18 protein-coding genes, 2 tRNA genes and 1 rRNA gene are annotated in these 26,659 nt (G+C 57.6%); 17 read left to right on the plus strand and 4 right to left on the minus strand.

The window, feature by feature from the left end; translation table 11 throughout:
• The first annotated feature begins 7 nt into the window (after positions 1–7).
• Together ACTNBY_RS02870 and ACTNBY_RS02875 are read left to right on the plus strand one after the other, a co-directional pair.
• A complete protein-coding gene (locus ACTNBY_RS02870; RefSeq protein WP_441063285.1) occupies positions 8–886 on the plus strand; it encodes a ParB/RepB/Spo0J family partition protein in 879 nt (292 codons plus the stop codon).
• Positions 876–1,130: a hypothetical protein gene (locus ACTNBY_RS02875; RefSeq protein WP_441063287.1), complete on the plus strand. Its 255-nt coding sequence runs from the start codon at positions 876–878 to the stop codon at positions 1,128–1,130. Before ACTNBY_RS02870 ends, ACTNBY_RS02875 begins: the two co-directional genes overlap by 11 nt.
• A 191-nt stretch (positions 1,131–1,321) precedes the next feature.
• On the opposite strand, the gene rlmN is transcribed toward ACTNBY_RS02875, so the two are convergent.
• Positions 1,322–2,374 (minus strand): 23S rRNA (adenine(2503)-C(2))-methyltransferase RlmN, encoded by a 1,053-nt coding sequence (rlmN, locus tag ACTNBY_RS02880; protein ID WP_154516799.1) that lies wholly within the window; start codon positions 2,372–2,374, stop codon positions 1,322–1,324.
• An 85-nt stretch (positions 2,375–2,459) separates the two neighbouring features.
• Here rlmN and ACTNBY_RS02885 point away from each other — a divergent pair, with 85 nt between their 5' ends.
• Both ACTNBY_RS02885 and ACTNBY_RS02890 read left to right on the plus strand, forming a co-directional pair.
• Complete coding sequence (locus tag ACTNBY_RS02885; protein ID WP_427748142.1) at positions 2,460–3,425, plus strand: D-alanine--D-alanine ligase family protein; 966 nt, start codon at positions 2,460–2,462, stop codon at positions 3,423–3,425.
• On the plus strand, positions 3,419–6,313 hold the full coding sequence (locus ACTNBY_RS02890) for a helicase C-terminal domain-containing protein (protein ID WP_441063289.1): 2,895 nt from the start codon (positions 3,419–3,421) through the stop codon (positions 6,311–6,313). Before ACTNBY_RS02885 ends, ACTNBY_RS02890 begins: the two co-directional genes overlap by 7 nt.
• Here the strand turns inward: ACTNBY_RS02890 and ACTNBY_RS02895 are convergent.
• Both ACTNBY_RS02895 and ACTNBY_RS02900 read right to left on the minus strand, forming a co-directional pair.
• Positions 6,310–7,227: a helix-turn-helix transcriptional regulator gene (locus tag ACTNBY_RS02895; protein WP_441063290.1), complete on the minus strand. Its 918-nt coding sequence runs from the start codon at positions 7,225–7,227 to the stop codon at positions 6,310–6,312. The genes ACTNBY_RS02890 and ACTNBY_RS02895 overlap by 4 nt on opposite strands.
• Positions 7,214–8,236 carry a helix-turn-helix transcriptional regulator gene (locus ACTNBY_RS02900; RefSeq protein WP_441063293.1) on the minus strand — a complete coding sequence of 341 codons (1,023 nt, stop codon included), beginning with the start codon at positions 8,234–8,236 and terminating at the stop codon, positions 7,214–7,216. Before ACTNBY_RS02900 ends, ACTNBY_RS02895 begins: the two co-directional genes overlap by 14 nt.
• A 198-nt stretch (positions 8,237–8,434) precedes the next feature.
• Between ACTNBY_RS02900 and ACTNBY_RS02905 the strand changes: the two genes are divergently transcribed.
• Positions 8,435–11,545, plus strand: a complete 3,111-nt coding sequence (locus ACTNBY_RS02905) for a hypothetical protein (protein WP_441063294.1) — start codon at positions 8,435–8,437, stop codon at positions 11,543–11,545.
• 20 nt (positions 11,546–11,565) lie between these two features.
• On the plus strand, positions 11,566–11,784 hold the full coding sequence (locus ACTNBY_RS02910) for a hypothetical protein (RefSeq protein ID WP_427729007.1): 219 nt from the start codon (positions 11,566–11,568) through the stop codon (positions 11,782–11,784).
• A gap of 62 nt (positions 11,785–11,846) precedes the next feature.
• Here ACTNBY_RS02910 and ACTNBY_RS02915 read toward each other — a convergent pair whose 3' ends face one another.
• Positions 11,847–15,278 carry a SpaA isopeptide-forming pilin-related protein gene (locus tag ACTNBY_RS02915; protein WP_441063295.1) on the minus strand — a complete coding sequence of 1,144 codons (3,432 nt, stop codon included), beginning with the start codon at positions 15,276–15,278 and terminating at the stop codon, positions 11,847–11,849.
• 298 nt (positions 15,279–15,576) lie between these two features.
• On the opposite strand from ACTNBY_RS02915, the gene ACTNBY_RS02920 reads away from it, so the two are divergent.
• The 11 genes from ACTNBY_RS02920 (at position 15,577) to ACTNBY_RS02970 (ending at position 26,578) form a co-directional block, all read left to right on the plus strand.
• Positions 15,577–15,651: transfer RNA gene (locus ACTNBY_RS02920), tRNA-Gly, on the plus strand.
• Between the two features lie 192 nt (positions 15,652–15,843).
• Positions 15,844–17,190, plus strand: a complete 1,347-nt coding sequence (gene purB, locus ACTNBY_RS02925; RefSeq protein ID WP_427729011.1) for an adenylosuccinate lyase — start codon at positions 15,844–15,846, stop codon at positions 17,188–17,190.
• Positions 17,191–17,319: 129 nt separating this feature from the next.
• Positions 17,320–17,583 carry a TIGR03905 family TSCPD domain-containing protein gene (locus ACTNBY_RS02930; protein ID WP_427717875.1) on the plus strand — a complete coding sequence of 88 codons (264 nt, stop codon included), beginning with the start codon at positions 17,320–17,322 and terminating at the stop codon, positions 17,581–17,583.
• Positions 17,583–18,794, plus strand: a complete 1,212-nt coding sequence (locus tag ACTNBY_RS02935) for a hypothetical protein (RefSeq protein WP_427748135.1) — start codon at positions 17,583–17,585, stop codon at positions 18,792–18,794. Before ACTNBY_RS02930 ends, ACTNBY_RS02935 begins: the two co-directional genes overlap by 1 nt.
• Positions 18,795–18,946: 152 nt before the next feature.
• Complete coding sequence (locus ACTNBY_RS02940; RefSeq protein ID WP_271744359.1) at positions 18,947–19,669, plus strand: response regulator transcription factor; 723 nt, start codon at positions 18,947–18,949, stop codon at positions 19,667–19,669.
• Positions 19,670–19,680: 11 nt separating this feature from the next.
• Entirely contained in the window at positions 19,681–21,246 is a 1,566-nt protein-coding gene (locus ACTNBY_RS02945) for a sensor histidine kinase (RefSeq protein ID WP_441063297.1), read from the plus strand.
• A gap of 118 nt (positions 21,247–21,364) precedes the next feature.
• Positions 21,365–22,243 carry a phosphoribosylaminoimidazolesuccinocarboxamide synthase gene (locus tag ACTNBY_RS02950; RefSeq protein WP_154516897.1) on the plus strand — a complete coding sequence of 293 codons (879 nt, stop codon included), beginning with the start codon at positions 21,365–21,367 and terminating at the stop codon, positions 22,241–22,243.
• Complete coding sequence (locus ACTNBY_RS02955) at positions 22,244–22,819, plus strand: hypothetical protein (protein WP_427717870.1); 576 nt, start codon at positions 22,244–22,246, stop codon at positions 22,817–22,819.
• 93 nt (positions 22,820–22,912) lie between these two features.
• Positions 22,913–24,193 (plus strand): aminopeptidase, encoded by a 1,281-nt coding sequence (locus ACTNBY_RS02960; RefSeq protein ID WP_441063298.1) that lies wholly within the window; start codon positions 22,913–22,915, stop codon positions 24,191–24,193.
• A 28-nt stretch (positions 24,194–24,221) separates the two neighbouring features.
• Positions 24,222–24,297 (plus strand) — tRNA-Lys (locus ACTNBY_RS02965).
• Between the two features lie 775 nt (positions 24,298–25,072).
• Positions 25,073–26,578 (plus strand): 16S ribosomal RNA (locus ACTNBY_RS02970).
• Positions 26,579–26,659: the final 81 nt, after the last annotated feature.

A 26,659-nucleotide genomic window follows, 5' to 3' on the forward strand; every position in this document is an offset into this window, starting at 1 on the left:
TGGCGGTTTGGGTCGCGGACTCAATGCATTGGTATCCGAAGCAGAATATGAGACCGGTGGATCTGCGACGTCCGCATCCAATACTGCTTCGAAAACTAAACTTCCAATCGAAGATATCGTTCCAAACCCCAACCAACCCAGAATTCATTTTAATGAGACCGAGCTACGAGAGTTGAGTGAGTCGATTCAGGAGCATGGTGTTCTTCAGCCGCTTCTTGTACGCAAGCACGGTAATGGCTATGAGATTATCGCGGGTGAGCGCCGTTATCAGGCTTCTAAGCTCGCTGGACTTGAGGAAGTTCCTGTCATCATAAAAGATGTTGATGATGAACAGATGCTTGCGCTTGCATTGATTGAAAATCTGCAACGCTCTGATCTCAATCCCGTCGAAGAGGCTAAGGGATATCGACAGCTCATCGATACGAGTGGTATGACTCAAGAGGCCTTGTCGAAGGCTGTTAGCAAGTCTCGCTCTGCAATCACCAATTCGCTGCGCCTACTTGATCTTCCAGAGGTTGTTCAGCAGATGATCTTTGAAGGTAAGCTGACTGCTGGCCATGCTCGTGCAATTCTTGCAGTTCCATACGAAGATGCACGCATTAAGTTAGCTGAGAAGGTTGTTACGGAAGGATTGTCCGTCCGCGCGACAGAAAATCTTGCTCCGTTGTTTTCTGCCGGAGAGACACCAAAAACGCCTCGAACCGCAACGCCTCAGTCTTTTAAGAAGGCGGCACGCGTTCTGCGTCAGGTGTTTAACACGAACGTTCGCGTAAAGAGCTCGCGCGGCAAGAACAAGATCGAGATTGAATTTAAGGATGAAGAGGAACTCTCTCGCATTCTTGGCGAAATCATTCAGTGTGATCAAGGAGGTCAGGATGAGGAATAAAGTTCTGACTGCTGTCGCTTTGGCTGTTACTGTTGCAGTTGGCGCTTTTGCCGGTTATAAGATTGCGACAGATGATGAATTGCGTGGCCGTTTACTTCGCGGAGCGCAGGATATCGTTGATACCTCAAAAAAGAAAATGGATGTTATGACCGAGGACGTTGCCATGCGTACGGCCCAGATGACTAAGAATCCCAAGATCAACCAAGATTGGGTTAATCATCAATGGGAAAATGTAGGCTTTTAGGTACCTAACAATTAATCGCCTATTCTGAGTGGCCATTGTCTGATCACTAGAACAGGGATTCCTAATTTCGTCCTAAAAAATGCTGGACAATCGTATGATGCAGATAATCGATGAATATGAAACAGCCCCGGTTGCAATTAAGCAACCGGGGCTTTCTGATGTTTCACATGAAACGTTTAGGCTGGTCTCCCCTACGCGTTCTTCTGAACTTTGAAACGCTGCTTGAGTTGGCCACAAGCCGCATCGATATCGTTGCCACGAGAGTTGCGGATCGTGGTCTCGATACCACGGGACTCAAGACGGCGTTGAAGGTCTTCTACCTTATGGATCGGTGACGGCTTGAGCGGGCTGCCCTCAATATCGTTGAGCTGAATCAGGTTGACGTGGCACAGTGTGCCCTCACAGAAGTCGCAGAGCGCCTGCATTTCGGGGTTGGTGTCGTTGACGCCCTCGATCATGGCATATTCGTACGTCGGACGGCGGCCGGTCTTCTCGGTGTAGAGCTGCAGTGCCTCGTGAAGGCGCAGGAGTGTGTATTTCTTGACACCGGGCATGAGCTTATTGCGTGTGGACTGGATGGCGGAGTGCAGCGAGACAGCTAGGGTGAACTGCTCGGGAATGTCGGCAAACTTACGGATGCCAGGAATAACACCGCTGGTAGACACGGTGAGATGGCGCGCTCCAATGCCGATACCGTCGGGGTCATTAAGGATGCGCAGCGCCTTAAGAACCTCATCGTAGTTGGCAAAAGGCTCGCCCTGGCCCATGAACACTACGCTTGTCGCGCGCTCGCCAAAGTCATTGGAAACGTGAAGTACCTGGTCGACGATTTCCTGGGCGGTCAGCGAGCGCCTGAGGCCGTTGAGACCGGTAGCGCAAAAAGCACAGCCCATTCCGCAGCCGGCTTGGGTGGATACGCAGACAGAGAGCTTGTTACGACGGGGCATGCCGACGGTCTCGACAGAAATGCCATCGTGGTACTCGAGTAGGTATTTACGAGAGCCGTCCTTGGACACCTGCTTGGTGAGCTCGGTCGGCGTGTCGAAGGCAAATGCCTCCTTTAACTGCTCGCGGAAAGCCTTGGGAAGGTTGGTCATATCGTCAAACGAACAAACGTTCTTCTCAAAAACCCATTCAATGAGCTGCTTCGCGCGGAAAGCGGGCTGGCCGAGTTCGGCCACGAGCTCGCGAATATCGTTTTGGCTCAAGTCGCGAATGTCCTGAGATTTAGTCCTGGGATTCATGGAAGCCTTTCGATTTTGGGGAAACGTAGGGGGTATCGCTACAATATGGTATCAGCTGCAGAAATCATAGAGGAGGAGTCTGCCCATGCCGGGTAAAAGCCTAGAGAACATGCACGTAGCGGTCTTGGCGGGCGGCCATTCCGCCGAGCGCGAGATTTCGCTCAATTCGGGAAAGAACGTCGTGGTGGCCCTAAAGGAGGCTGGCTACACTTCGGTGGAGCTGCTCGATACGGCTGCCGATGATTTTATGGTGACTATGGCAACTGGCGATTTTGACGTGGCGTTTATCGCCATGCACGGCGCCGGCGGCGAGGATGGCGCCATGCAGGGAGCCATGGAGACGCTGGGTATCCCCTATACGGCGTCGGGTGTGCTCGCCAGCGCGTGTGGCGCCGATAAAGAGGTTTCAAAGCTTCTGTATGCCAAGGCAGGCATCCCCATTGCCCCCGGTTTGGCGCTTGAGGCGGGCGACGAGGTTGATATCGATCGCATCGTTGAGATTTGCGGCGAGCGTTGCTTTGTAAAGCCCGCCGTCAACGGCTCCAGCTACGGCATCTCCCTGGTACACGAGCCCTCTGAGCTGCCTGCCGCCATCGCCAAGGCCTTTGAGTACGGCGATAAGGTGCTGGTCGAAAAGTGCATCGAGGGAACCGAGATTACCGTAGGAGTCTACGGCGAGGATGACGTGCGCGCCCTGCCGATCGTCGAGATTCGCAAGCCTGAGGACTGTGAGTTCTACGACCTGGATGTGAAGTACGTCGATCCCACGGATATCCACCGTATTCCGGCGCAGATTTCGCCCGAAAACTATGCTCGTGCCCAGGAACTAGCCTGTGCGGCTCACAAAGCCCTCGGCTGTCTGGGCATTTCGCGCAGCGATTTTATCGTGAGCGAGGACGGCCCCGTCATCCTCGAGACCAATACGATTCCCGGTATGACCGATACGTCGCTGTATCCGGACGAGATTCGTCATACCAAAGACATGACCTTCCCGCAGGTCTGTGACAGTCTGATTCGCATGGGTCTCCGTCGAGCGGGCATTGCATGCTAATCGAGGATGCTGTATCTCCTGGAACGCCGCAGTTTGTCATTGATTCCTATGCAACGCTTGCCGAGCGTGCCCGCACACAATCGTTTGGCCTTATCGAGGAGGATGTTATCGTCCTCGATACCGAGACCACGGGTCTTTCGGTCCAGGACAACGAGCTTATCGAGATTTCCGCGGCCCGTCTTTCGGGCCGCGAGGTCGTTGACCGCTTTGACACGTTTGTGCATCCCAAGCAGCTGATCCCTGCCGAAATCACTGAGCTCACAAGCATCACAAACGCCGATGTGGCCGATGCCCCCTCGGCTGTAGAGGCCGTGGCTGCGCTCGCCGATTTTGTGGGCGGGTGCCCGGTTATCGCGCACAATGCCACGTTTGACCGATCATTCATCGAATCGGTCAAGGGCGGTGTCAACGTCAGCGACATCTGGATCGATTCGCTGGCGCTGTCCCGTATCGCGCTGCCGCGCCTGGCATCGCACAAGTTGTCCTTTATGGCCGATCTGTTTGGCTGCGACTCCGTGTCGCACCGTGCAAATGCCGATGTCGATGCCCTGTGTGGGGTGTGGCGCGTGCTGCTGGTTGCCCTTACGGACTTGCCGCAGGGCCTTATGGCGCGTCTGGCGGATATGCACGCGGATGTTCCTTGGTCCTATCGTCCCATTTTCTCGTTTTTGGCAGGTCAAAACCCCGGCTCGATTTTCTCGCTTGCCGCCGCCCGCGCCGACGTGCTCAAGGCCGATCGCGCCGATGATCGCGTGGATGCCGACGAGCTGCCGGTTCTTAACATGCCGAGCCGCGAAGAGATCGAGGCGGATTATGCCCCCGGTGGTCTAGTCAATCGCATGTATCCCACTTATGAGCCGCGCGACGAGCAGATTGCCATGGCGCTCGAGGTACGCGACGCGTTGGTTACGGATACGCATCGCGTGATAGAGGCCGGTACGGGCGTCGGTAAATCGATGGCGTATCTCGTGCCCTTTGCCGAGGCCGCCCGCCGAAACAACATTACCGTTGGCATTGCGACCAAATCGAATAATCTTGCCGATCAGCTTATGTACCACGAGCTGCCAAAACTCGCCGAACAGCTGGACGGAGGCTTGTCATTCTGTGCGCTCAAGGGATATGACCACTATCCGTGCCTGCGCAAACTCGAGCGCATGAGCCGAAGTCAGGCCGAGATTACCACCAAGCGCGATCCTGCCGACACGCTCACAGCGGTTGCGGTGATCATGGCGTATGTGTGCCAATCTGCCGATGGTGACCTCGATTCGCTCGGCATTCGCTGGCGCAGCGTCAACCGTCCCGACTTTACGACGGCCTCACGCGAATGCGCTCGCCGCCTGTGCCCGTTCTTCCCCGATAAATGCCTCGTCCACGGTGCCCGTCGTCGCGCGGCGCATGCCGATGTCGTGGTCACAAATCATTCCCTGCTGTTTCGCAACGTTGCGGCCGAAGGGAGAATTTTGCCTCCCATCCGCCACTGGGTAATCGACGAGGCCCATTCCATCGAGCGCGAGGCGCGCCGCCAGTGGGCGCGCGTGGTCTCGGCAGACGAATCTCGCGTGCTATTTGAGCGCCTTGGCGGGTCGAGCTCCGGTGCATTGAGCCAGGTATCTCGTGATTTGGCGACATCCGAAGGCTCCACGCTTTATCTGGGGCTCACCGCGAAGGCGACGTCTACGGTCGCACGCGCGAGCATGGCACTCGCCGAGGTGTTTGACGGCGTGCGTGAGCTCGGCCGTCGCGCCCGCGGTGGCTATGACAGCGCAAATCTGTGGATTGGCCCCGAGTTGCGCGAGTCGGATGACTGGCATGACTTCTTGCAGTCTGCCAGCGCTGCTATCGATGCCCTGGAGCAGGCGGATAAAAATGTTGCCGCGCTGGTGCAGGCTTTCGCTGCCGATAAACCCGAGGTCGTCGTCGACCTGGGCGATATTTCGCGCCGTCTGCACGAGCTGGCCGAGAACCTCAAGCTCATCATTGACGGCACCGACGAGCATTATGTGTACTCGCTGCAGGTCAACCGCCGCCTACGTGCGGGCGGAGAATCCATGACCGCCGAGCGCATCGACATCGGCGAGGCCCTGGCGAACGAGTGGCTGCCCGAGGTGCATACGGCCATCTTTGCCTCGGCAACCATGACGGTGTCCAAGAGCTTTGAGCACTTTAACCATGCCGTAGGCCTCGATCGCATTGGCGCTTCGGCATCCTCGTCACTGCACCTGGATTCGAGCTATGACTTCGATTCGAACATGGCCGTAGTCGTGGCGGGGGACATTCCCGACCCTCGCGACCGCGAGGGCTATCTGTCCGCGCTCGAGCGCGTATTGGTCGATGCCCATCTTGCCATGGGCGGGTCGGTACTCACGCTGTTCACCAATCGCCGCGATATGGAAGACCTGTACGCTCGGGTTGAGCCCAAGCTGGCGCGTGCCGGCCTGGAACTCAATTGTCAGCAGCGCAATTCGTCTCCCCGTCGCTTGCGCGATCGCTTTATCAACGAGTCGACCTCGTCGCTCTTTGCTCTCAAAGCATTTTGGGAGGGCTTCGATGCCAGCGGCGAGACGCTGAGATGCGTCATTATCCCCAAGCTGCCATTCTCGAGCCCCACCGATCCTCTCTCGTGCGAGCGCAATCTGCGCGAGGACCGCGCCTGGGTACGCTACTCGCTGCCCGAGGCGGTTCTCGAGGTCAAGCAGGCGGCCGGTCGCCTGATTCGTTCATCGACCGATTGCGGCGTGTTGATTTTGGCCGACCCGCGTCTGGTGACGAAGGGTTACGGAAAGAAATTTCTGACATCGCTGCCTACGAGCTCGTATCAGCGCATCGAAACGGCGCAGATCGGCCACTATCTTCAGTTATGGCGCCAAGCGCACGAACGCCATCGCTAAGAACGGAAGGCCATTGCCTCGGCGGCATCACATAGACGCTTTGAAAGGGCGGGGTCGTCTGCGATGCGGATGGCTCCGCCCGCTGCGATAATCTGGCTAAACAGCCAGTTTTCGGAGCTATAGCAAACGGTCACGCTTGCCGTACCCTCCCCATCGGCTTTAATTGACCTGATACCTGCCCACCTCACGCGTTCTGCCATATCGAGCGGCATCAGGAGCTTAACGCTCTGGCTTGCCTGTGCAAGGGAATCGTGCAGGGACGTGGTTTCGGTCGTGTGACGCACGACGGAGTCTTCCGTCAGCAGAAGCTCCTCGATCTTGTCCATACGGTAGGAGCGCTGCCCGTCTGCCTCGACATCCCAGGCAATCAGGTACGTTTGGTCGCCGTTGGTCGTAATCTTTAGGGGGTCGATCAATCGCCTGCGTGGATGCTGGTCGTCCAGGGAGCGGTAGGTGACGAGGCATCGCACGCCATCCTGAATTGCACAGCAGAGTTGCTGCCAATAAGATCCGCGGGCGACGGTATCGTCAACGCGTTGGTTGTATCCGAGTTCCGCCGGAAGGAGTGCGCGCCGGATGCGCGCCGCCGCGCACTCTTCGATTCCGAGTGACTCCAATTCATGATTGAGTACGGCGCCCTCGGCGGCACTCAGGCGAAGCGGCAGCACACGGCCCGCATCGCCGATGAGAACCACACGTTCATCGTGGCATTCGCAAATGATGCGCGCGCCCGATTCGCGGTCTGCGAGCGTCGAGATGATGCCGATGATCTGGTCGAGCGAAGCTCCGGAGATATCGAAGCGACTGCAGATTTCGTCTCGCGTCATGCCCGCCTCGCCGGCGGCATAGAGTGCCTCCATAATGTCGATGGAGCGCGAGAGCCTTTGTTCGCTGGTGAGCTTACGCACGGCCATGAGCGCTCACTGTCCTTTCGATGAGGCGGTTCCACGCCTGCTTGAGTTCGTTGGGCTCTACGGGCCTCATACCGTCAACGCTGTGTTCCATGCAAAATGACGCCGCCGCATTCAGGTCGCGAACGTTAACGGTCCAGGTCCAGCCGTCTTTGGCGTGCTCGAGCCTGCCTCGCCCGCGTGTGAGGCCGTGGACCATGTCGGATTGAGCCTGCGGAGCAAACGAGAAAGTTGCCGTGACGGGTTGGCAATCGGAGAAATCGAATTCAAAGAAGAGGTAATCGTTGAGATTGAAGTCTGCGGGAATGGCGTAGGCCCGCGATGGGCGCCACGCACGAACGATGCGATCGCAGCGAAAGGTTCTGATTTTTCCGGTGGCATCATCTAGGCCGCAAAAGTAGGCTGTTCCTTCACGCTCGAACATGCCGTAGACGCAAACAGTGCGTTGTCGTTGCTCACCCCGTCCGTTTTGATACAAAAAACGCAGCGCGCATCGGTCGGCAAACGCGCTCCATACCGCATCGACCGTCGGCGAGTGAAGAACGGGGTGCTCGGCCGTATTCGTCTCGCCGGTAAGATAGGCAATTTTGGAGCGTATGTCGGCGAGCGGGGTTGCAAAGGCCGAAGAGCCCGTGGTGAGGGTCTGATCGATAGCGTTTAGCAGAATGTCGGCATCGTCTGCGGTGATCAAGCCGCCCGCGGCAAACGTATGCTCACGGTCGATTGTCCAGGCGCTCTCCTCGGTCTCCTGGGCACCCGCGGCGCGAACTTCCTTGATCACAATGCCCCGCTCGAGTAGCTTGTCGCGGTCGCGGCGAAATTTTCGCTTATCCGAGTCGACGTTGCCCGATCCGTAGCCTAGGTCAGAATCCAGCACGATCTGCTCGGTAGTTAAGGGCTCGGGGGAACTGTTGAGGACAAAGAAAAGGTTGAGGATACGCTGGGCGGTTTTGTCGAAACCGGGTTCTGGCGCATTTGTTTTGTTTGTCGCGGTCATATCGCTTACCGTCATAGAATCCTCGCATGGGAAGGTTATTTGATGCCATGATTTTAATCCGATATGGAGATTAGGCTATATCCTTGTCCGCTCAGTGCGTTAAGATGCCCAGATTTCGGCCGATTGCGTTCGCTCGGGGTATACTTTCGACTATATACGGTTCTAATGTGCAAGCATTGGGCCTATTTGTCGGATTATGGATGTGGAGCGCACATGGCGAACACCCAGAACTATATCAATCATCTGCTACAGGGCACGGGCATCACGCCGGCGTGCAGCGAAGAAGAGCGTTTGGCTGCCGAGGATATCGCCCAGATCTTCCGCAATCATGGCTTTGATCCCGAAGTCCAGGAATTTAACGCTCCTGCACCCAGCAGGCTGGCATTTGCCGTCACAGGCATTCTGTCTTTTGCCGGTGCCCTGCTTATGGGTATTGGCGGCAGCATCGGCTTAATCGGTGTTCTGCTGGCCATCGTCGGTGCCGTGTTGTATGTGCTCGAGCGTACCGGTCGCCCTGTTATTTCTCGCCTGGGCAAGACGGGCGTGAGTCAAAATGTCATTGCCTATCACAAGGCCACAGGTCCGCTTGCATCTCCGCGCAACCGTCCGGTGGTTGTTGTCGCCCATTACGATTCTCCGCGTGCCGAGCTCCTCGCTCGCGAACCGTATGCGCCGTATCGCGCACTCATCGCCAAGATGCTGCCGGTCGCCACGATTGTCCCCGCTGCCGTCGCCATTCTGCGCATTCTGCCGCTCCCCGGCGCTCTTAAGGTTCTGCTTTGGATCGTTGCGATCCTCGCCTCTCTTGTGGCGCTCGCCAACGCGGCCAATATCATTGCCAACCGTTTTGTTCTTCCCTATACGTCCGGTGCGGTCTGCAATAAGTCTTCTGTAGCCGCGATGCTCGGTGTCATGGATAACGTTGCCCCTTACCAGGGCGAAAACGAGTTCCCCAACGACATTCCGTTTGATGACTATTTTGGTGAGCAAAAGCGTCGTGCCGAGGAGATGGCGCGCGCGGCGGCTGAGTATGCCGCTGCCCAGCAGCAAAACGACTACGGTAACACGATCGAGTATGAAGAGCCCTCCTACACCGAGGACGAGTTTGGCCAGCCGATCGCTCCCGAATCCGAGCAGGGCGAAGTTTTTGACGAGCAGATCGATGGCTTTGAGGGTGCCTCAGCTGACGAAACCCTGATTGGTGTCATTGCTCCCGAGGCTCAGGTCGAAGCCGAGGTTGCTGCCGAGCCGGTCGCGGATGAGGATGTCGTCGAGTCGATTGGGGCGCCCGCTGTCGCTGGGCCGAGCGAGCCCGAGCCCAAGCTGTATCGCAATGCTGCCGGTAATATTCGCTTTGGTTCTGATGCCATTCGTGCCTTGGGGATGCTTCCCGAGTCGTGCACGCTTGATTACGAAGAGGGCGAGGAGCCGACGATCGATCCCGCGCCTGCTTCGGTTGAACCTGTCGCCGCGCCCGCCGACGAGCCCGTCGTCGATACCGAGCCCGAGACGGAACCCGAGCCCAGCCCTGCACCCGAGCCGGACACCGCTGCACCCGCTCCGGTGGTTCAGGATGTGTACGACGATTCCGCCAGCGATTACGATGAGTATCCGCAGCGCGTTTCCTATGAGAGCGATACCGATTTTTCGGCCGATCTACCGGTCGCGACGCCCCATGCCGATATAGCATCTGCGTTCTCTTCGATTGGAGCCAGCGCTTCAAGCTTCTTTAAGGGCGCACTCGCTAAGGGTAAAAAACTTGTCGACGACCTTGAGGAAAAGCGTGCCGCTGCGCGCGAGGTGGCAGAGCAGGAGGCTATTGCCCACCAGCAGGCTGCCGAGGCCGAGCGTGAGCGTGCGGCGCGGGAATTTGAACAGCATGAGGCTGAGCAGCCTGCCGCGACGGAGGTCGCCGAGGCTACGACGTCCTTTGAGGCCCAGCAGCCAATCGACGCCACCGAGACGCTCGATGCCGCGAAGTTCGATGCCACGATAACGTTCGAGAAGCAGGGTACTGCCATCGCCGATCCCCTTTCTGTTTCCGATGAGTCCCAGGATGCTGCAGATGAGATCGAGGCGCCCGAAGCCGAGCCGGCTGAGAGTTTCGATGCCGAGCAGGTTGAGAACGTTGACGCCGAGACGAACACCGCCGACGAGATTGAAGCCGACGCGACGGTCGTCGTTGAGCAAGAAGAGACCCCGGTGATTTCTAACGCCGATGAGTCCAGGCCGTACTCTACGCAGATCTTTACCATGCCTGCCCCGAGCGATCCCGGCTCCACGGTTGCCAACCCCGCATCGGCGCAGGTCGAGACGGTTGATTCGCTCATGGCACAGATTTCGTCAAAGGCCGCACCGCGTCCGCAGATGAATATCCCCGATCCCGCTTCTGCTCCGGTGCCCACACCTTCTTCTTCGCCGCTTGCCTCGGTCCCCGATCCGTCGCTGCCCTCGATGCAGCAGGCCAACGTCGCATCCCGCACATCCCTCTTCGATCTCCCTGACCCCTCGGCTCAGGCCGACGATCCTTTCGCGACGGCTCAGGGGCCCGAGCCCACGTCGGCACCGGTTGCCCCCTCCATGCTCGTTTCTTCGGGCGCTCAGCCCATCGAAACCATCTCGGCTCCCGTCGCCAAGGAGGCAAAGCCTCAGAAGCGCGGTCTGGGCGGCTTGTTCGGACGCAAAAAGAAGAATGAGCAGAACAGCATGAGCGACTGGCTGGGCGTCGAGGATGACTACGATGCCAAGAAGTCTGGCCGCGGTATCGGCTCTTGGGATAACTTTGAGGACGATGATAACGGCTGGAAGGGCGGTGCCACCTCTTCTGACGGCGCTTCTGCCGAGGACATGCTTTCGGCTGTTGCCTCCATGGGTGATGACGAGCTGCTTGGTCACGATATCTGGTTTGTGGCAACGGGTGCCTCGGATTGTGACGGCGCCGGTATGAAGGCGTTCCTCGAAGCCCATCGCGATAAGCTGCGTGGTGTGTTCTTTATCAATCTTGAGTCCATTGGAGCCGGTAGGCTTTCGGTCGTGACGGTCGAAGGCGAGCAGCAGTTGCTCAAGGGTGATCGCCGCATCATGAATCTGGTCAGCAAGGTGTGCAAGTCGTTCCACGTTGATTGTGGCGCGTTTGAGATGCCCTATGCCAAGACCGATGCCTATGCCGCGCTCGAGGCGAGCCGTCGCGCCCTCACAATTGCCGGTGTCGATGGCCCGCGTCTTGCCTGCGCGCGCACCGAAGACGATTTGCCGTACAACGTCAACCCGACGAACATCGCTACGGTGTCCGAGGTTGTCACCGAGGTCATCCGCCGTTCGTAGCGGACCTCTAAGGAGTTAGCGTGTTTTCATACATCAAACGCCATTGGCCCGTCTATGTGGTTCTGTTTTTGATCGCCATCGCTATGGGTCTGGGGGCCGCATATATCGTGGGCGCTAAGGGGTCGACGCCCAGGTCCACGATGAGCGAAGAGGTGGAGCAAGAGCAGAGTTTGGGTGCCGACGGCATTTCGGATGGCGATCTGGAACTTGTTGACGGCGGGTCTGCGTCTACGGAATAGCCTTTGGTTACATACGCCAGATAACGGGCGAGCCGGCATATCGGCTCGCCCGTTATTTCTACCTACTCCTCTTTTGATGCCGAGCTTAGCCAAGTGAGCCAAATTGCTGTGCCACCGGCGGTCAATAATGCGGTGAGAAAAGAGATGATGGGTGCATTGCCCGTATTTGGAAGATCCTGCGGAATGGCGCATTTTTGAACAACACGATCTTTATCGTGCGACTCGAGTTTTTCGCCTCCTCCGTTGCGGCAAAGGTCAACACGGGCACTGTTGGCGAGTGCGGTTTGGGGCGTATAGGATGAGGTTGCACACATCCGGATGATTGCTCCGTGTAAATCCGATTTGAGGGATGCCGTCGCGTCGTCAAGGTCGTCATGCTCGTCTTTAAGCCCATTGCGATTCCAAGAATCGTTGTCGCGCCGGGTCGTAAAGTCTGCGGAAACCGAGCCATACTCAAAGCGAATCCCCGTGATAACAGCGTCGTCCGAAAGCGTAAGGTCCTTTACTTCGAGGGTGGAAGACTCTGTGGTCGAGACATCGGCTTTCCAAAGACTCCAGCCGTCGTAATCGACAATCCGCACATCCTCGCCCAGCCGCTCTTCGACCTCGGCTGTCTCGAGCCACGGGTTGGTGTGTTCATCGTCAAGTGTGGCGTTGGCCTTTTCCTTTATGCCCAACTTGTCTGCCGGTGACGTTCGATACCAAACATTGCAGAGCCCGTTTAAGTCGCCGACGGCGATCGGGGTTTTAATGGCGACAAGTTTGGCCGTGCCGTCTTTGGCACATTCGAGATCGTCGGTGACGGTGAACTCGTCGACCCAGGTGCTCGATTCGTTTTGAGCGTCGATGGTGTAGGAATAGGAGCCCTTACTGTCGGGTTGCGTCGCCGCCCGGTTTTTACCGTCGCCGTTCGCCACTGTTCCCTTTGCGGTTGGCCGCGCGATTTCTTGTCGCTTGTCGACGCTCCCCTTAATCTCAATCGGTGCATCCGTCATGGTTACGGCCTGGATCTTCCCCGTATCCTCGACTTCAAAGGATACATCTTCAGCGAGGTCATAGGAGCGCGGGGACATTGTTTCGCGTAGGGTATAAGAACCGGGTGCAAGGTGCTCCACGCGATGGGGCTGCTCGGATGATATCCAAGAATCAATTTCTGTTCCATCGGCGTCGCATAAGACCAGTCGGGCGCCTTTAACTTCATGCTTGTCTGTCATATCGACCTTGGAGAAATCGACCTTGGTGTAATCATTAGGCAATTCGATCTGCGACTCGACCACGGGGACCTTCTGGTCGATATAAGTAAGCTCAACGATATGTGCTGTCCGATCAAGTAGATAGCCGTCGGGAGACTGGGTTTCAACGACTTCGTATCGTGCCGTTCCGCAACCCAGCGAAAGGTTGTCTACGCGAGCTTTACCCTGTTCATCAGTTGTGACGGCGGCAACGGCTTCACCGGCAAGGGCGGCAATGTGGCCATCGGGACAAACGATATCGTCGGCAGCGCGAATTTCAAACTTGGCACCAGATAGGGCACTGCCGTCTACTGCGTCAGCCTTCGCGATCTCGATGCTTCCGGTTGCCGCGCTGTTGAAATACGAGACGGCGGCGATAGGTGTGAGATCTGCATCGGCAGGAATCGTCACCTTCAGTTCGTCGCCCACAAGGTAGGGCGCTTTGGCTGCGACTTCTCGTACGTAATATGTGCCCGGCTTGAGCGATTCTGGCAACGTGACGGTGCCGGTCGCATTGGTGGTAAAGGTGTTCATAACGTTGTGCGTCGGATACCAGCATGTTTGAGAGATGGGTTCACGGTTGCTGTTGAGCAGCTGAAAACTAAAGCCGGCAAGGGGGACGGAAGCTCCCGTCTGGGCATCGCGTTTGATGATTTGGAGATGTGTCGAAAGGGTGTGATTGTCCACTATGTACTGAAGCTTGGCTCCGTCGGCGATTTGCTCGGGCGTGATGGTCCAATCCTCTGCCCGCTTGAAGCCTGTGGGAACAGTTTCCGGGACCTCGCGAACGGTATACCCCTCACGATCGTAGGGGATGGCGCCGTGGACGCCGTCCGGTCGTGTGCCCGCGCCAAACCAGGCCTTGGGCTGGTCTTTGGTGGATGCGAAGCCATAGATATTTGTCGTCAATGTGCCTACGACCTGCTTAGAGCTGTTGCTGACGATTTCAAAGACGACGCCTTCCGCTGGCTGTTCTAATCCCGATTGCTCGCCGTTCCCGTAATCCTTGAACTTGGAAATCTCGATGTCAAACGCAACATGAGTATTGGGGATGCGGCGTTCGAGCTCAACGACGCCCATGTCGTTTAGTTGATTGGGGCCGACCGTATAGGTCCAGCTGTCATGGGGGAGCAGGTAGCCCTCTGGTGCTTTCGATTCGTAGAGGGTAAAGGTTCCCAGGGGAATGCCGCTTAAGGTCGCCTGGCCATCGTCTTCGGTCGTGAAGGTGCGCGTCCACCCAGGGGTAGACTGCGAGACACAGGTAAATTCGGCTTTGGCGAGCGAGGTTCCCGCCTGCGCTCCGGCATTCGTGGCGGCATCGGTTTTGACGACACGCAGCGTGATAGAACCTGGCTGCTCGTTGATTGTGACATGTCCGCCGCTTTTTCCGGTGGTAAAGTCAATGCGATCGCGTCGGGACAGATAGCCTGTCGGCGCTTTGGTTTCGATTAGGTAATATGCCGTGTTGGGCAAAAGCGTTGCCCGTGCACGACCGTTGCCGTCCATTTTGATGCTGCCGACGTGTTTGTCCGTGTTTTTCTCAAAGATGTTAAACGTCGCCCCACCTAACTGATACGTATCGTTCCCGCTGGTAATGACAGTGTTTGCAGATCTTTTTTCAAAGGATACGTTGATGGTGGGCAAAACGTAGAGCATATCCTGGTGACGGCCTTCGTTAGAGACGGGTCCGTGATAGCGTCTGGCGCGATGCGGGTCGGCCTTAATATTTCCGGCTTTTGCGTTGTCGTAGAGCCAGCGCGCCGCCGCGACAACCTCGGCGTCTTGATCGAACTTGCCGCTTTTGGCAACGCCGGCGTTGTTTGTATACGCAAAAGAGCCGTCGGGGCGCGTGGTTCCTTTGAGCATCCACACGGCAATCTGGGTTGCGGCGCGGGCGCGTTCGGCCGTTAGGTTATGGCCGCCAAATGATGTGGCGGAAGGGTATCCATGGCAGATGACGGCGGCAAACTCGTTGTCGAGCCATGTCCAACCCTGATTGTAGGTCCGCCATGGTCCTCCTGGGCTGCTGGGGCCGGGGCAGTCTTGGTTCATGCAGTAAGAAATCGAGGCGTCTTGTGCCTCGTACTTGCCAATGCCAAACGGTCCGCACATATCGCTGATGGTGCGAAAACTAAGCGTATCGTTTCCATCGACGGCGCAGGCGGTACCAGGCGTGGCGCAGGCTAGAAACAACAAGAGGAATAGGAGCAGCGGTGCTGTTGCGATTGCGCTGTGGACAGAGTGCGTGGGTGCATTGGACATGGCTGCTCCTTATCCTTTGTGCGCCGCGCTGGGAGATTGCGGCGCGTGGGATGAGATTAGCGCCGGGGGTCATACGGGTAAGTACCGCGAGCTGACCAAGAACTTGCCAAGTTCCCAACAAATGGAGACCGGTTTTAGATAATCAAACAAAAAAGCAGGTAGAAGACGGTGTAAAACAGGTTACTCGAGTCCCTGTTTTCGCAATTCGAGCAACAAGAAGATGATTTTCCATGCGTAAAACAAGGGTTAGCGCCCTTGTATCAAACAAGACAACCGCGTTATACTATCCCCCACATATGCGGGCATCGCCAAGTGGTAAGGCATCAGCTTCCCAAGCTGACACTCGCGGGTTCGAGTCCCGTTGCCCGCTCCAAAAAAATAAAAGCACGGCACCGCTGCGGTACCGTGCTTTTTTCAATAAAGTGCCGGGACTCGAACCCGACAGGGTGTGAACGTTAGGCAAATGGCAAAATGTTAGGTTAATACCTGCTGCCTATACTTGCACCTGCGCACGGTACAATGGTTGAGTTACGACCAACGTGCCAATAACCAAAAAGGAGCCGCTATGATCGATCGCTATACCCGCCCGGAGATGGGACACATCTTCTCCCTCGAGAACAAGTACGCCATTTGGCAGGAGATTGAGGTTCTGGCCTGCGAGGCCCAGGCGGAGCTCGGCAAGATCGGTATTTCTAAAGAAGAAGCTCAGTGGATCCGCGACCACGCCAACTTTGAGAAGGCGAAGGTCGACGAGATCGAAGAAGTCACGCGCCATGACGTCATTGCCTTCCTGACCAATATGAAGGAGTATATCGACGCCGATGTTCCCGAGGGCGAGCCTAAACCCAGCCGTTGGGTTCACTATGGCATGACCAGCTCTGACTTGGGCGATACGGCCCTGTGCTATCAGCTCACCCAGGCCTGCGACCTAATTATCGAGGACGTCAAGAAACTCGGCGAGATCTGCAAACGTCGCGCTTTCGAGGAGCGTAACACGCTCTGCGCCGGTCGCACTCACGGCATCCACGCCGAGCCTATGACCTTTGGTATGAAGTTTGGCTCTTGGGCCTGGGAGCTCAAGCGCGATCTGGATCGCCTTGAGGACGCTCGCAAGAACGTCGCCTTCGGTGCCATCTCGGGTGCCGTTGGCACCTACAGCTCCATCGAGCCGTTTGTCGAGGAGTATGTCTGCGAGCACCTGGGTTTGGTTCACGACCCGCTGTCCACGCAGGTTATCAGCCGCGACCATCATGCCTACCTCGCCGGCGTCCTTGCCACCACGGCTGCCACCTGCGAGCGCATCGCTACCGAGGTTCGCAATCTGCAGAAGACCGATACACTCGAGGCCGAGGAGCCGTTCCGCAAGGGTCAAAAGGGCAGTTCCGCCATGCCGCACAAGCGTAATCCCATCACCATGGAGAAGGTCTGTGGCCTGTCGCGCATCGTGAAGTCCAACGCCCAGGTCGCCTTCGACAACGTTGCCCTGTGGCATGAGCGTGACATTTCGCACTCTTCTGCCGAGCGCGTCGCCCAGGCCGATAGCTTTATCGCGCTTGACCACATGTTCCAGTGCCTTATCCGCGTTATCGATGGCCTCCAGCTGTATCCGGCTCGCATGATGGCCAACCTCAACAAGACCCGCGGTCTCATCTTCTCCTCCAAGGTTCTGTTGGCCCTCGTCGATACGGGCATTACCCGTGAGGACGCCTACGCAATCGTGCAGGAAAACGCCATGGCGACCTGGCATGAGGTGCAGGACTGCGTTTCCGGCCCCACCTTCAAGGAGCGCCTCGAGGCCGATCCGCGCTGCACCGTCAGCCAGGAGAAGCTCGACGAGATCTTTGATCCGTGGGACTTCCTCACCCGCATCGATACGGTCTTCGATCGTCTGGAGCAGCTGAGCTTCGAGTAGGTTCGGGCATAACGTTAGCTTTTTAGGGCGCTTTGCTGGTAATGTGTGTTGCCGGTAAAGCGCCTCGTTGCATTCATGGAAAGACGGGGATAATAGTCGTCTCGAATGACATTCTGAGAAGGAGATCGCATGATTTCGTTTGATTACAAGCCCCAGGGCGTGTGTACTCGCAATATTCACCTCAATCTTTCCGATGACGGCAGCAAAGTGCTGGGCGTTGAGTTTACCGGCGGCTGCAACGGCAACCTCAAGGCCATCTCTAAATTGGTCGAAGGTGTTTCTTCCGATCGTGTGATTGAGGTGTTGGCCGGCAATACGTGCGGCACGAAAAAGACCTCCTGTGCCGACCAGCTTACGCGTGCCATCGAGGCCGCGCGTGCCGAGATTGCCTAATGAGTATTTTTGATCGCGTTAAGAATGGGGTAACGCGCCGAGGATTTGTGTTGGGTGGTGCTGCCGCGAGTGCTGCCACGCTGCTTGCGGGGTGCTCGAAAAAAACGGGCACCAGCGATGATGCTGCCGGTGAGCCGCAGGTTATCAAAGATGATTCCAAGATCGTCTCGATTACCGAAGAGTATGAGGCCGTCGACATTGATCTTAAGCCGACGGCGTCGTGGACGTTGCCATTGGGGACGCTCCTGTACTACTGCGATGGCGGTTACGCTGCGGCGATGATGGCGCCCGCATCTGCGCTGCATGCCAACACGCTTGGCGTGTTCAACATGGGGGACGGCTCACTCACCACGTTGATTGACGATCCTGTCGAGGGTTCCGGTTATGCGTTTTACGACGTTCGCGCCACCGATAGCGTGTTTGCGTGGGTTGAGATGAACTACGCGAATTCGTCGTGGAAGCTCTATGCGCAAACCCTGTCGGGCGCGGCGCTTACTGGTAATGCCGTTGAGCTTGATCGCGGCGGTGAGGACTACGACCCTCCGCTGTTTACCGCCTTTGACTCGTCGGTCATCTGGTACAAGATGCCTTCGACCGGTGGCAATAAGACCGGCAGCGATTCATATTGCTACCGCCGTTCGCTCGATGAATCTAAAGCGGAGGCAATCTGGAAGTCGACAGGCCGCTTTGCGTCTGCACCGCGCGTGAGCGATGGCATCCTGACTATCTCACCCCGCGTGCGCAATGACGAGGGCGTCTACTACGGCATGACGGCGATCGACCTGACGGACGGCAACAATACCAAGAGGGCTCAGCTGGTCCTTCCTTCGTCGGTGTCACCTTTCGAGGCCGTATATATGGGCGATACGTTTGTGTTCTCCATTGAGGCGACCTATGCCGGCGTGGGCGGCCTGGGCAATATGGGTACCTACATTGGCAACGAGGGCGGCCCGTATCAATTTCTATCGCGCGAACCGCTTGCGTGCGCCGCCGGCAGGAAGGGCAAATATCTGGTTAAGGTTCAGGCGTCGCATTTTCTGATCGATACCTCCGCTAAAACCTATGGTTCGCTGCTGTCGCCCGACCGCGCTCTCGAATATGGCGACTATCCAGCTACGGCGGGAAAATCGAATACGTTTTTAACCTATGCCACGGTGCGTAATAGCCAAGGAATTCCCGAGACGGTTACCGCTCGCCTGTTCTCTCTTTAGCGCCGAGGGGTTAAAAAGGCGCCAACGGGGGAATAAGCCCATTGTAACCGTGAGTACCGCCCGCCGAGCTGTCGCGCCCATGCGATGCCCGGTGGGCTCAGGTGCGTTAAAATGGGCTTGTTCTTAGCTAATTGAGACAGGGGGGCCGTGTTATGGCTTCAGATGCAAAAAAGATTCTGCTGGTCGAGGACGAGAAGGCGATCCGTGACGCTGTCGCTGCCTATCTCGAGCGCGAGGGCTACTGGGTTGTTGGCGTTGGCGATGGCCAGTCTGCGATCGAGGAGTTCGAGAAGCACCAGTTCGACTTGGTTGTGCTCGACCTTATGCTCCCCAAGATCCCCGGCGAGCGCGTTTGCCGCACTATCCGCGATACCTCGGATGTGCCCATCATCATGCTTACCGCCAAGGGCGAGATCGAGGATCGCATCATCGGCCTCGAGCTTGGTGCCGACGACTACCTGATCAAGCCGTTCTCGCCGCGCGAGCTCGTCGCCCGCGTTCGCGCCCTGTTCCGTCGTGCTCACCAGGCAGACGAGCCCGCCGTTGAGGTACTCGACTTTGGCGATCTGGTCATCGATATCTCGGGCCACAAGATCTTGGTCGAGGGCAAGGAAGTTGATTTGACCGCTTCCGAGTTTAAGCTGCTTACCACGCTTGCTCGCCATCCCGGTCGCGTCTATAACCGTATGGAACTGGTCGAGAAGGTGCTCGGCTACGACTTTGAGGGCTACGAGCGCACCATCGACAGCCACGTGAAGAACCTTCGCGCCAAGCTGGGCGACGACCCCAAGAAGCCTAAGTGGCTCTATACCGTTCACGGCGTCGGTTATCGCTTCGAGGCTCCGGCCAAGACCGATAAGCCGGACGAGAAATAGGTAAATCACATATGACACCTGCGCGCTTTGAAATCGGACAAAAGCACAAGCAGGAGAACGAGGCGGGTTCCAAGGCAAGTTGGAACACGCCTCGTTCCGATTCACGGCCGGCGATGAGCTATCCCTCGCGTATGGCTTTGGCTTTTGCCCTGACATCGCTCATGACGGTATTGGTGCTGGTGGGCGTTGTCTCCGTTGTGTGGGGCACCGTCTTTTCAGATTACACGCGCTCCAATATCGTCGAGATCGCCAATTCTGCTGCCGAAAAGCTTGCGACGTCGTATGGGGAAAACGGCAATTGGACTGCGGGCGAGCTGCGCACGGTCGCGACATCGAGCTTGGTGTCCGACGACCTGGGTATGCAGGTCGTCAACAAAAAGGGCGTTGTCGTTTATGACGACTCATGGCCTTCGGCAAGTGCGACCGCCGATGTGCGCGAGAGCGAATTGCCGTCGAGCAGCTCGAGCGGTAAAAAGGCCTCGCATAGCCCGGTCTCGTCAGCGCCCACCGACTCCGATAGCGTTGCCAACGTCGAAATCGTTACGTCCTCTGGCGAGCATGTCGGACAGGTAAAGCTATGGGCTATCGGCTCCGACGCTCTGCTCACTAAGGCAGATTCTGCGTTTAGGGAGAAGACCTTTAACGCCATGGCTCTTGCCGCGGTTGTTGCAATCTGCATCTCGGTCGTTATCGGATCGCTCGTGTCGCGCATGCTTACCAAGCCGATTCATCGTATTACGAGCACAGCCAAGCAAATTCGCGACGGCGATCTGTCTGCTCGTACGGGCTTGCGCGGCGATGACGAAATCGATCAGCTGGGTGAGACCTTTGACGAGATGGCCACCTCGCTCGAGAAAGATATGAAGCACGAAAAGCGCCTGACCTCGGATGTCGCACACGAGCTTCGTACACCGCTCATGGCCATGCTTGCAACGGTCGAGGCCATGCAAGACGGCGTGTACCCCACCGACGACGAGCATCTGGAGACGGTCGCTTCCGAGACGCGTCGCCTCGCTCGTTTGGTGCAGCAGATGCTCGACCTATCGCGTATGGAAAACAGCACGGCTCCGCTCAATCTCGAACCGGTGGACATGGTTCCGTTCGTGCGATCGATTGTGAACGGCCAGGAGCGTCTGTTTGCCGACCGTGACCTTCGCCTTCGCTTTGCAGATGAAACCCAGGGGCACGACGATGTCGTCGAGGCCGATCCCGACATGATCACGCAATGCGTCATCAACCTCATGAGCAACGCCATGCGCTACACCCCCGAGGGTGGTTGGGTCGTAGTGTCGGTGCTCAGTGACCGCAAGCATGTCAGTATTGCCGTTTCGGATACCGGTATCGGTATTGCCAAGGACGATCTGTCGCGTATCTTCGGACGATTTTGGCGCGCCGATGCCAGCCGCGCCCGCGAAGCTGGCGGCCTGGGCGTCGGCCTCGCCGTAACTAAACAGATCGTCGAGCGTCACCATGGCTACATATCCGTGGAGTCGGAGCTTGGAAAGGGTACGACTTTTACGATTCATCTGTCCCGCGAGCACACGGCGGACGCGGCATCTACTACAATGGAGCACTAGCTTTTCGCTATTCGGTGAAGGAGGGGCCGCGTCCCTGCCGCTCCGAGTTTGCGAAAACGTGCGGGAAAGAACCCGCATTTCTATCGTATTTAGGTAAGGAGTGACTCACGTGACAACGATGGAGCGTCGTCCGGATTCCCGTGGCAAGGTTCGTGATATCTACGATGCCGGCGAAAACCTGTTGATGGTCGCCACCGATCGCATTTCTGCGTTCGACTTTATTCTTCCCGACGAAATTCCGTTTAAGGGAGAGGTGCTCAACCGTATCTCGGCGTTCTGGTTCGACAAGTTTGCCGATATCGTCCCCAATCACCTCGTCTCCATCGATCCGGCGGATTTCCCCAAGGAGTTTGCCGAGTATCGTGACTATCTCGCAGGCCGCGCCATGCTGGTTAAGAAGGCCCAGACGATTCCTATCGAGTGCATCGTCCGCGGCTATCTGACCGGTTCGGGCAAGAAGACCTACGACGAGAACGGCACCGTCTGCGGCATCCAGCTGCCTGAGGGCCTGACCGAGGCCTCCAAGCTCCCCGAGCCGCTGTTCACCCCGTCCACGAAGGCCGAGATCGGTGATCACGACGAGAATATCTCGTTTGAGCGTTGCTGCGAGATCGTTGGCGAGGACATCGCCACGCAGATCCGAGATCTGTCTCTTAAGATCTACAAAGCTGCCGCCGAGTATGCAGCGACCCGTGGCATCATCATTGCCGACACCAAGTTTGAGTTTGGTGTCATCGATGGCAAGGTCACGCTGATCGACGAGTGCCTCACGCCCGACTCCAGCCGTTTCTGGCCTGCCGCCAGCTACGAGGAGGGTAAGATTCAGCCTAGCTACGACAAGCAATTCGTCCGCAATTGGCTCAAGGCCAACTGGGATATGACGGGGGAGACCCCGCATCTGCCCGCCGAGGTCATCGATGGCACGTCCGAGCGCTATCGCGAGGCCTTCCAGATCATCACGGGCTCCCAGTTTACAAGCATGAAGGAGAACGCGTAAGTGAGTACCCGCAGCGCCACGAACAAGCGCACGCAATCCCACGAGGTTACCGGGGTTGCGCGCAAGTCCGCCGCATCCGCCAAGCCAGCTCGTCAGGCAGCGAGTTCTGTTCGCGTCGTGCCGGCATCATCCAAGGCACGCCGCAAGGAGCTCGAGAAGGGCGAGAGCCTTGAGGGCCTCTCTAAAGAGGAGAAGCGCGCCCGCAAGGCTAAGCGGCGCGCCAAGGAGGACCGCATCTACACGGTGTCGAGCATCCTTCTCAAGCAGGATGAGGACTACACCAAGCGCCGCCGCATCTGGTGGGCCGTGCTTACTATCGGCATGGTGCTCGTCGTGGCCATTTGGTCTTCGCTGTACTTCGCTCCCGCTGGCATGGTGTCCAGCCCCGTCCAGATGGCCGGCATTGTTTTGTCCTACATCGTCATTCTGGGTGACTTCATCTACGACTTCGTGCGCATCCGTCCCTTGCGTAATATGTATCGCGCGCAGGCCGAGGGCATGTCCGATAACAAGCTCAACGCTATCATCGAGCGCTCGGCTGCCAAAGAGGACAAGAAGGCCTCCAAGAAGAAGTAGTAGCGTTACAACCTATAGATATCGCTAAGATATAAGGCGCGTCGTTTTTTGCGGCGTGCCTTTTTACTGTTCTGTAGATAGATGGAGTGGCACATGATTCGAGCTGCCCTGACGGTCGAAGAGGCTCTGGAGGGTATGAAGTCCCTGGAGCCCAAGATTAAAAATTATGCGCGTCTCGTTGTCCGCAAGGGCGTCAACGTTAAGCCCGGTCAGGAGGTCGTCGTTCAGTCTCCCGTCGAGTGCGCGTCATTTGCGCGCGTGGTGGTTGCGGAGGCTTATGACGCCGGTGCCGGTCACGTGACGGTCATCTGGGCTGACGATGCCGTGACGAGGCTTACCTACGAGCATGTCGAGAAAAGCTATTTTGAGCAGACTCCCGAGTGGAAGCGCATACAGCTGGATTCGTTTGCCCAGGACGGTGCCTGCTTTATCTTTATTGAGGGCACGGACCCTGCTGCCCTCAAGGGCATCGATCCCGCTAGGCCTGCCGCAGCTTCTAAGGCGAGGAACATGCAGTGTAAGGTCTTCCGCCGTGGACTGGACTACAACATTAACCCGTGGTGCATCGCCGGCGCTCCGGTCGCTGCTTGGGCGCGCGAGGTATTCCCGGGAGACGCCGATGAGGTTGCGGTCTATAAGCTGTGGAATGCGATTCTGCACACCGCTCGTGCTGATGGCCAGGACCCGGAGAGCGACTGGGAGCTCCATGACGCCACATTCGAAAAGAACCTGCGCTTCCTAAACGATAATCAATTTGATTGCCTGCACTACACCGCTTCGAATGGAACTGATCTGACGATTGGAATGACGAAAGGCCATGAGTGGGCCGGCGGCAAGGGAAAAACTCCCGACGGTCACCCTTTCTTCCCCAACATTCCCACCGAGGAGGTCTTCACCTCGCCCGATCGTATGCGCGCCGACGGCATCGTGTACTCGGCTATGCCGCTCATTCACCACGGCAATAAGGTTGACGATTTTTGGATTAAGTTCGAGAACGGCCGCGTAGTGGACTATGACGCTCGCGTGGGTAAGGCAACGCTTGCGAGCATTATTGAAACCGATGAAGGTGCTGCTCATCTGGGCGAGGTCGCGCTTATTTCCAAGAACACACCGATTCGTGAAAGCGGCATTCTATTCTACGACACACTCTATGACGAGAACGCCAGCTGTCACCTTGCGTTGGGTGTCGGTTTTCCCGAGTGCATCGAAAGCGGGTATGACATGTCCAAAGAGGAACTTCTGGAGCATGGCGTCAACGTTTCGAGCACGCACGTTGACTTTATGATTGGCACGGACGACATCGATATTACGGGCATTACACCTGATGGACGTGAAATTGTGATTTTCCAGAACGGCCAATGGAGTTGGGAATAGTCTCAGACCGTGGTACAATGCCATCCGCGGGCCGTTAGCTCAGCTGGCAGAGCAGGGGACTTTTAATCCCAAGGTCCAGGGTTCGAACCCCTGACGGCCCACCATAGAATAGAAAAGCGACTGGCGGATGCCGGCCGCTTTTTTGTTGCCGGTGCACGGGTTCGAACCCGAAAGGGCGCGGAGCTGAGGAAACGCGTCAGCGTTTGCCAGCGCAGCGCGCGAGGCGCGGAGGCGCCGAAGCGGCCGCCCGCGCAGCGGGCCCGAACCCCTGACGGCCCACCATAGAATAGAAAAGCGACTGGCGGATGCCGGCCGCTTTTTTGTTGCCGGTGCACGGGTTCGAACCCGATCTTCTCTATATATAAGGACGCCTGGCGGCCAAAACCAGCCTTTTACCGACAGGAAACCAAAACCAGATGCCGTTAGAGTAAAGTAGCGCACCAGAGATGACCGATACCTCAACACCTATAAACCAGCTGGTCATCGCCAATACCGGAAGCCGATGCTTCAGATATGACTTCAGTGGAACAGCTGAAGGATCAATTTATTTGTGAACAAAATATGGAGTGCGTGATTCCTGCCCCGCGGGCCCCTCCGGTCTGGCAATATATCTCCTTGCCGCGCGGCCCGGTCGAACCGGGAACCGGCGCAGGCGTGCACCTTGAGAACCGGATACTGCGAGGATGGACACACATGATGTGTCGCATCCGGGCAGACATCGAACCATTTGAAATGGTCTGACTTGGATTCGTTTTTCGCAAGGCCGCCGAGAGGCGGCCCCGAGGAATTCCTTTTCCTATCAAACAGAACCATATGAATCGAACGGAACCGATCAGCGAATGACTGAGAGGACCGGACGGGCTCGAAGCCCATTTACTTTGGACGGAGAGTTCGATCCTGGCTCAGGATGAACGCTGGCGGCGCGCCTAACACATGCAAGTCGAACGGCACCTATCTTCGGATAGAGGCGAGTGGCGAACGGCTGAGTAACACGTGGAGAACCTGCCCCCTCCCCCGGGATAGCCGCCCGAAAGGACGGGTAATACCGGATACCCCCGGGTGCCGCATGGCGCCCGGGCTAAAGCCCCGACGGGAGGGGATGGCTCCGCGGCCCATCAGGTAGACGGCGGGGTGACGGCCCACCGTGCCGACAACGGGTAGCCGGGTTGAGAGACCGACCGGCCAGATTGGGACTGAGACACGGCCCAGACTCCTACGGGAGGCAGCAGTGGGGAATCTTGCGCAATGGGGGCAACCCTGACGCAGCGACGCCGCGTGCGGGACGGAGGCCTTCGGGTCGTAAACCGCTTTCAGCAGGGAAGAGACGAGACTGTACCTGCAGAAGAAGCCCCGGCTAACTACGTGCCAGCAGCCGCGGTAATACGTAGGGGGCGAGCGTTATCCGGATTCATTGGGCGTAAAGCGCGCGTAGGCGGCCCGGCAGGCCGGGGGTCGAAGCGGGGGGCTCAACCCCCCGAAGCCCCCGGAACCTCCGCGGCTTGGGTCCGGTAGGGGAGGGTGGAACACCCGGTGTAGCGGTGGAATGCGCAGATATCGGGTGGAACACCGGTGGCGAAGGCGGCCCTCTGGGCCGAGACCGACGCTGAGGCGCGAAAGCTGGGGGAGCGAACAGGATTAGATACCCTGGTAGTCCCAGCCGTAAACGATGGACGCTAGGTGTGGGGGGACGATCCCCCCGTGCCGCAGCCAACGCATTAAGCGTCCCGCCTGGGGAGTACGGCCGCAAGGCTAAAACTCAAAGGAATTGACGGGGGCCCGCACAAGCAGCGGAGCATGTGGCTTAATTCGAAGCAACGCGAAGAACCTTACCAGGGCTTGACATATGGGTGAAGCGGGGGAGACCCCGTGGCCGAGAGGAGCCCATACAGGTGGTGCATGGCTGTCGTCAGCTCGTGTCGTGAGATGTTGGGTTAAGTCCCGCAACGAGCGCAACCCCCGCCGCGTGTTGCCATCGGGTGATGCCGGGAACCCACGCGGGACCGCCGCCGTCAAGGCGGAGGAGGGCGGGGACGACGTCAAGTCATCATGCCCCTTATGCCCTGGGCTGCACACGTGCTACAATGGCCGGTACAGAGGGATGCCACCCCGCGAGGGGGAGCGGATCCCGGAAAGCCGGCCCCAGTTCGGATTGGGGGCTGCAACCCGCCCCCATGAAGTCGGAGTTGCTAGTAATCGCGGATCAGCATGCCGCGGTGAATGCGTTCCCGGGCCTTGTACACACCGCCCGTCACACCACCCGAGTCGTCTGCACCCGAAGTCGCCGGCCCAACCGAGAGGGGGGAGGCGCCGAAGGTGTGGAGGGTGAGGGGGGTGAAGTCGTAACAAGGTAGCCGTACCGGAAGGTGCGGCTGGATCACCTCCTTTCTAGGGAGACACATTCTTAGAGAGAGAACACTTTAACTCGAATAGGGGCAGGAGCCCGTCCGGTTGATGTCTGGCCCGGAT

The sequence above is a fragment of the Collinsella sp. HCP28S3_E12 genome (assembly GCF_052065595.1).
Taxonomy (GTDB): Bacteria; Actinomycetota; Coriobacteriia; order Coriobacteriales; family Coriobacteriaceae; genus Collinsella.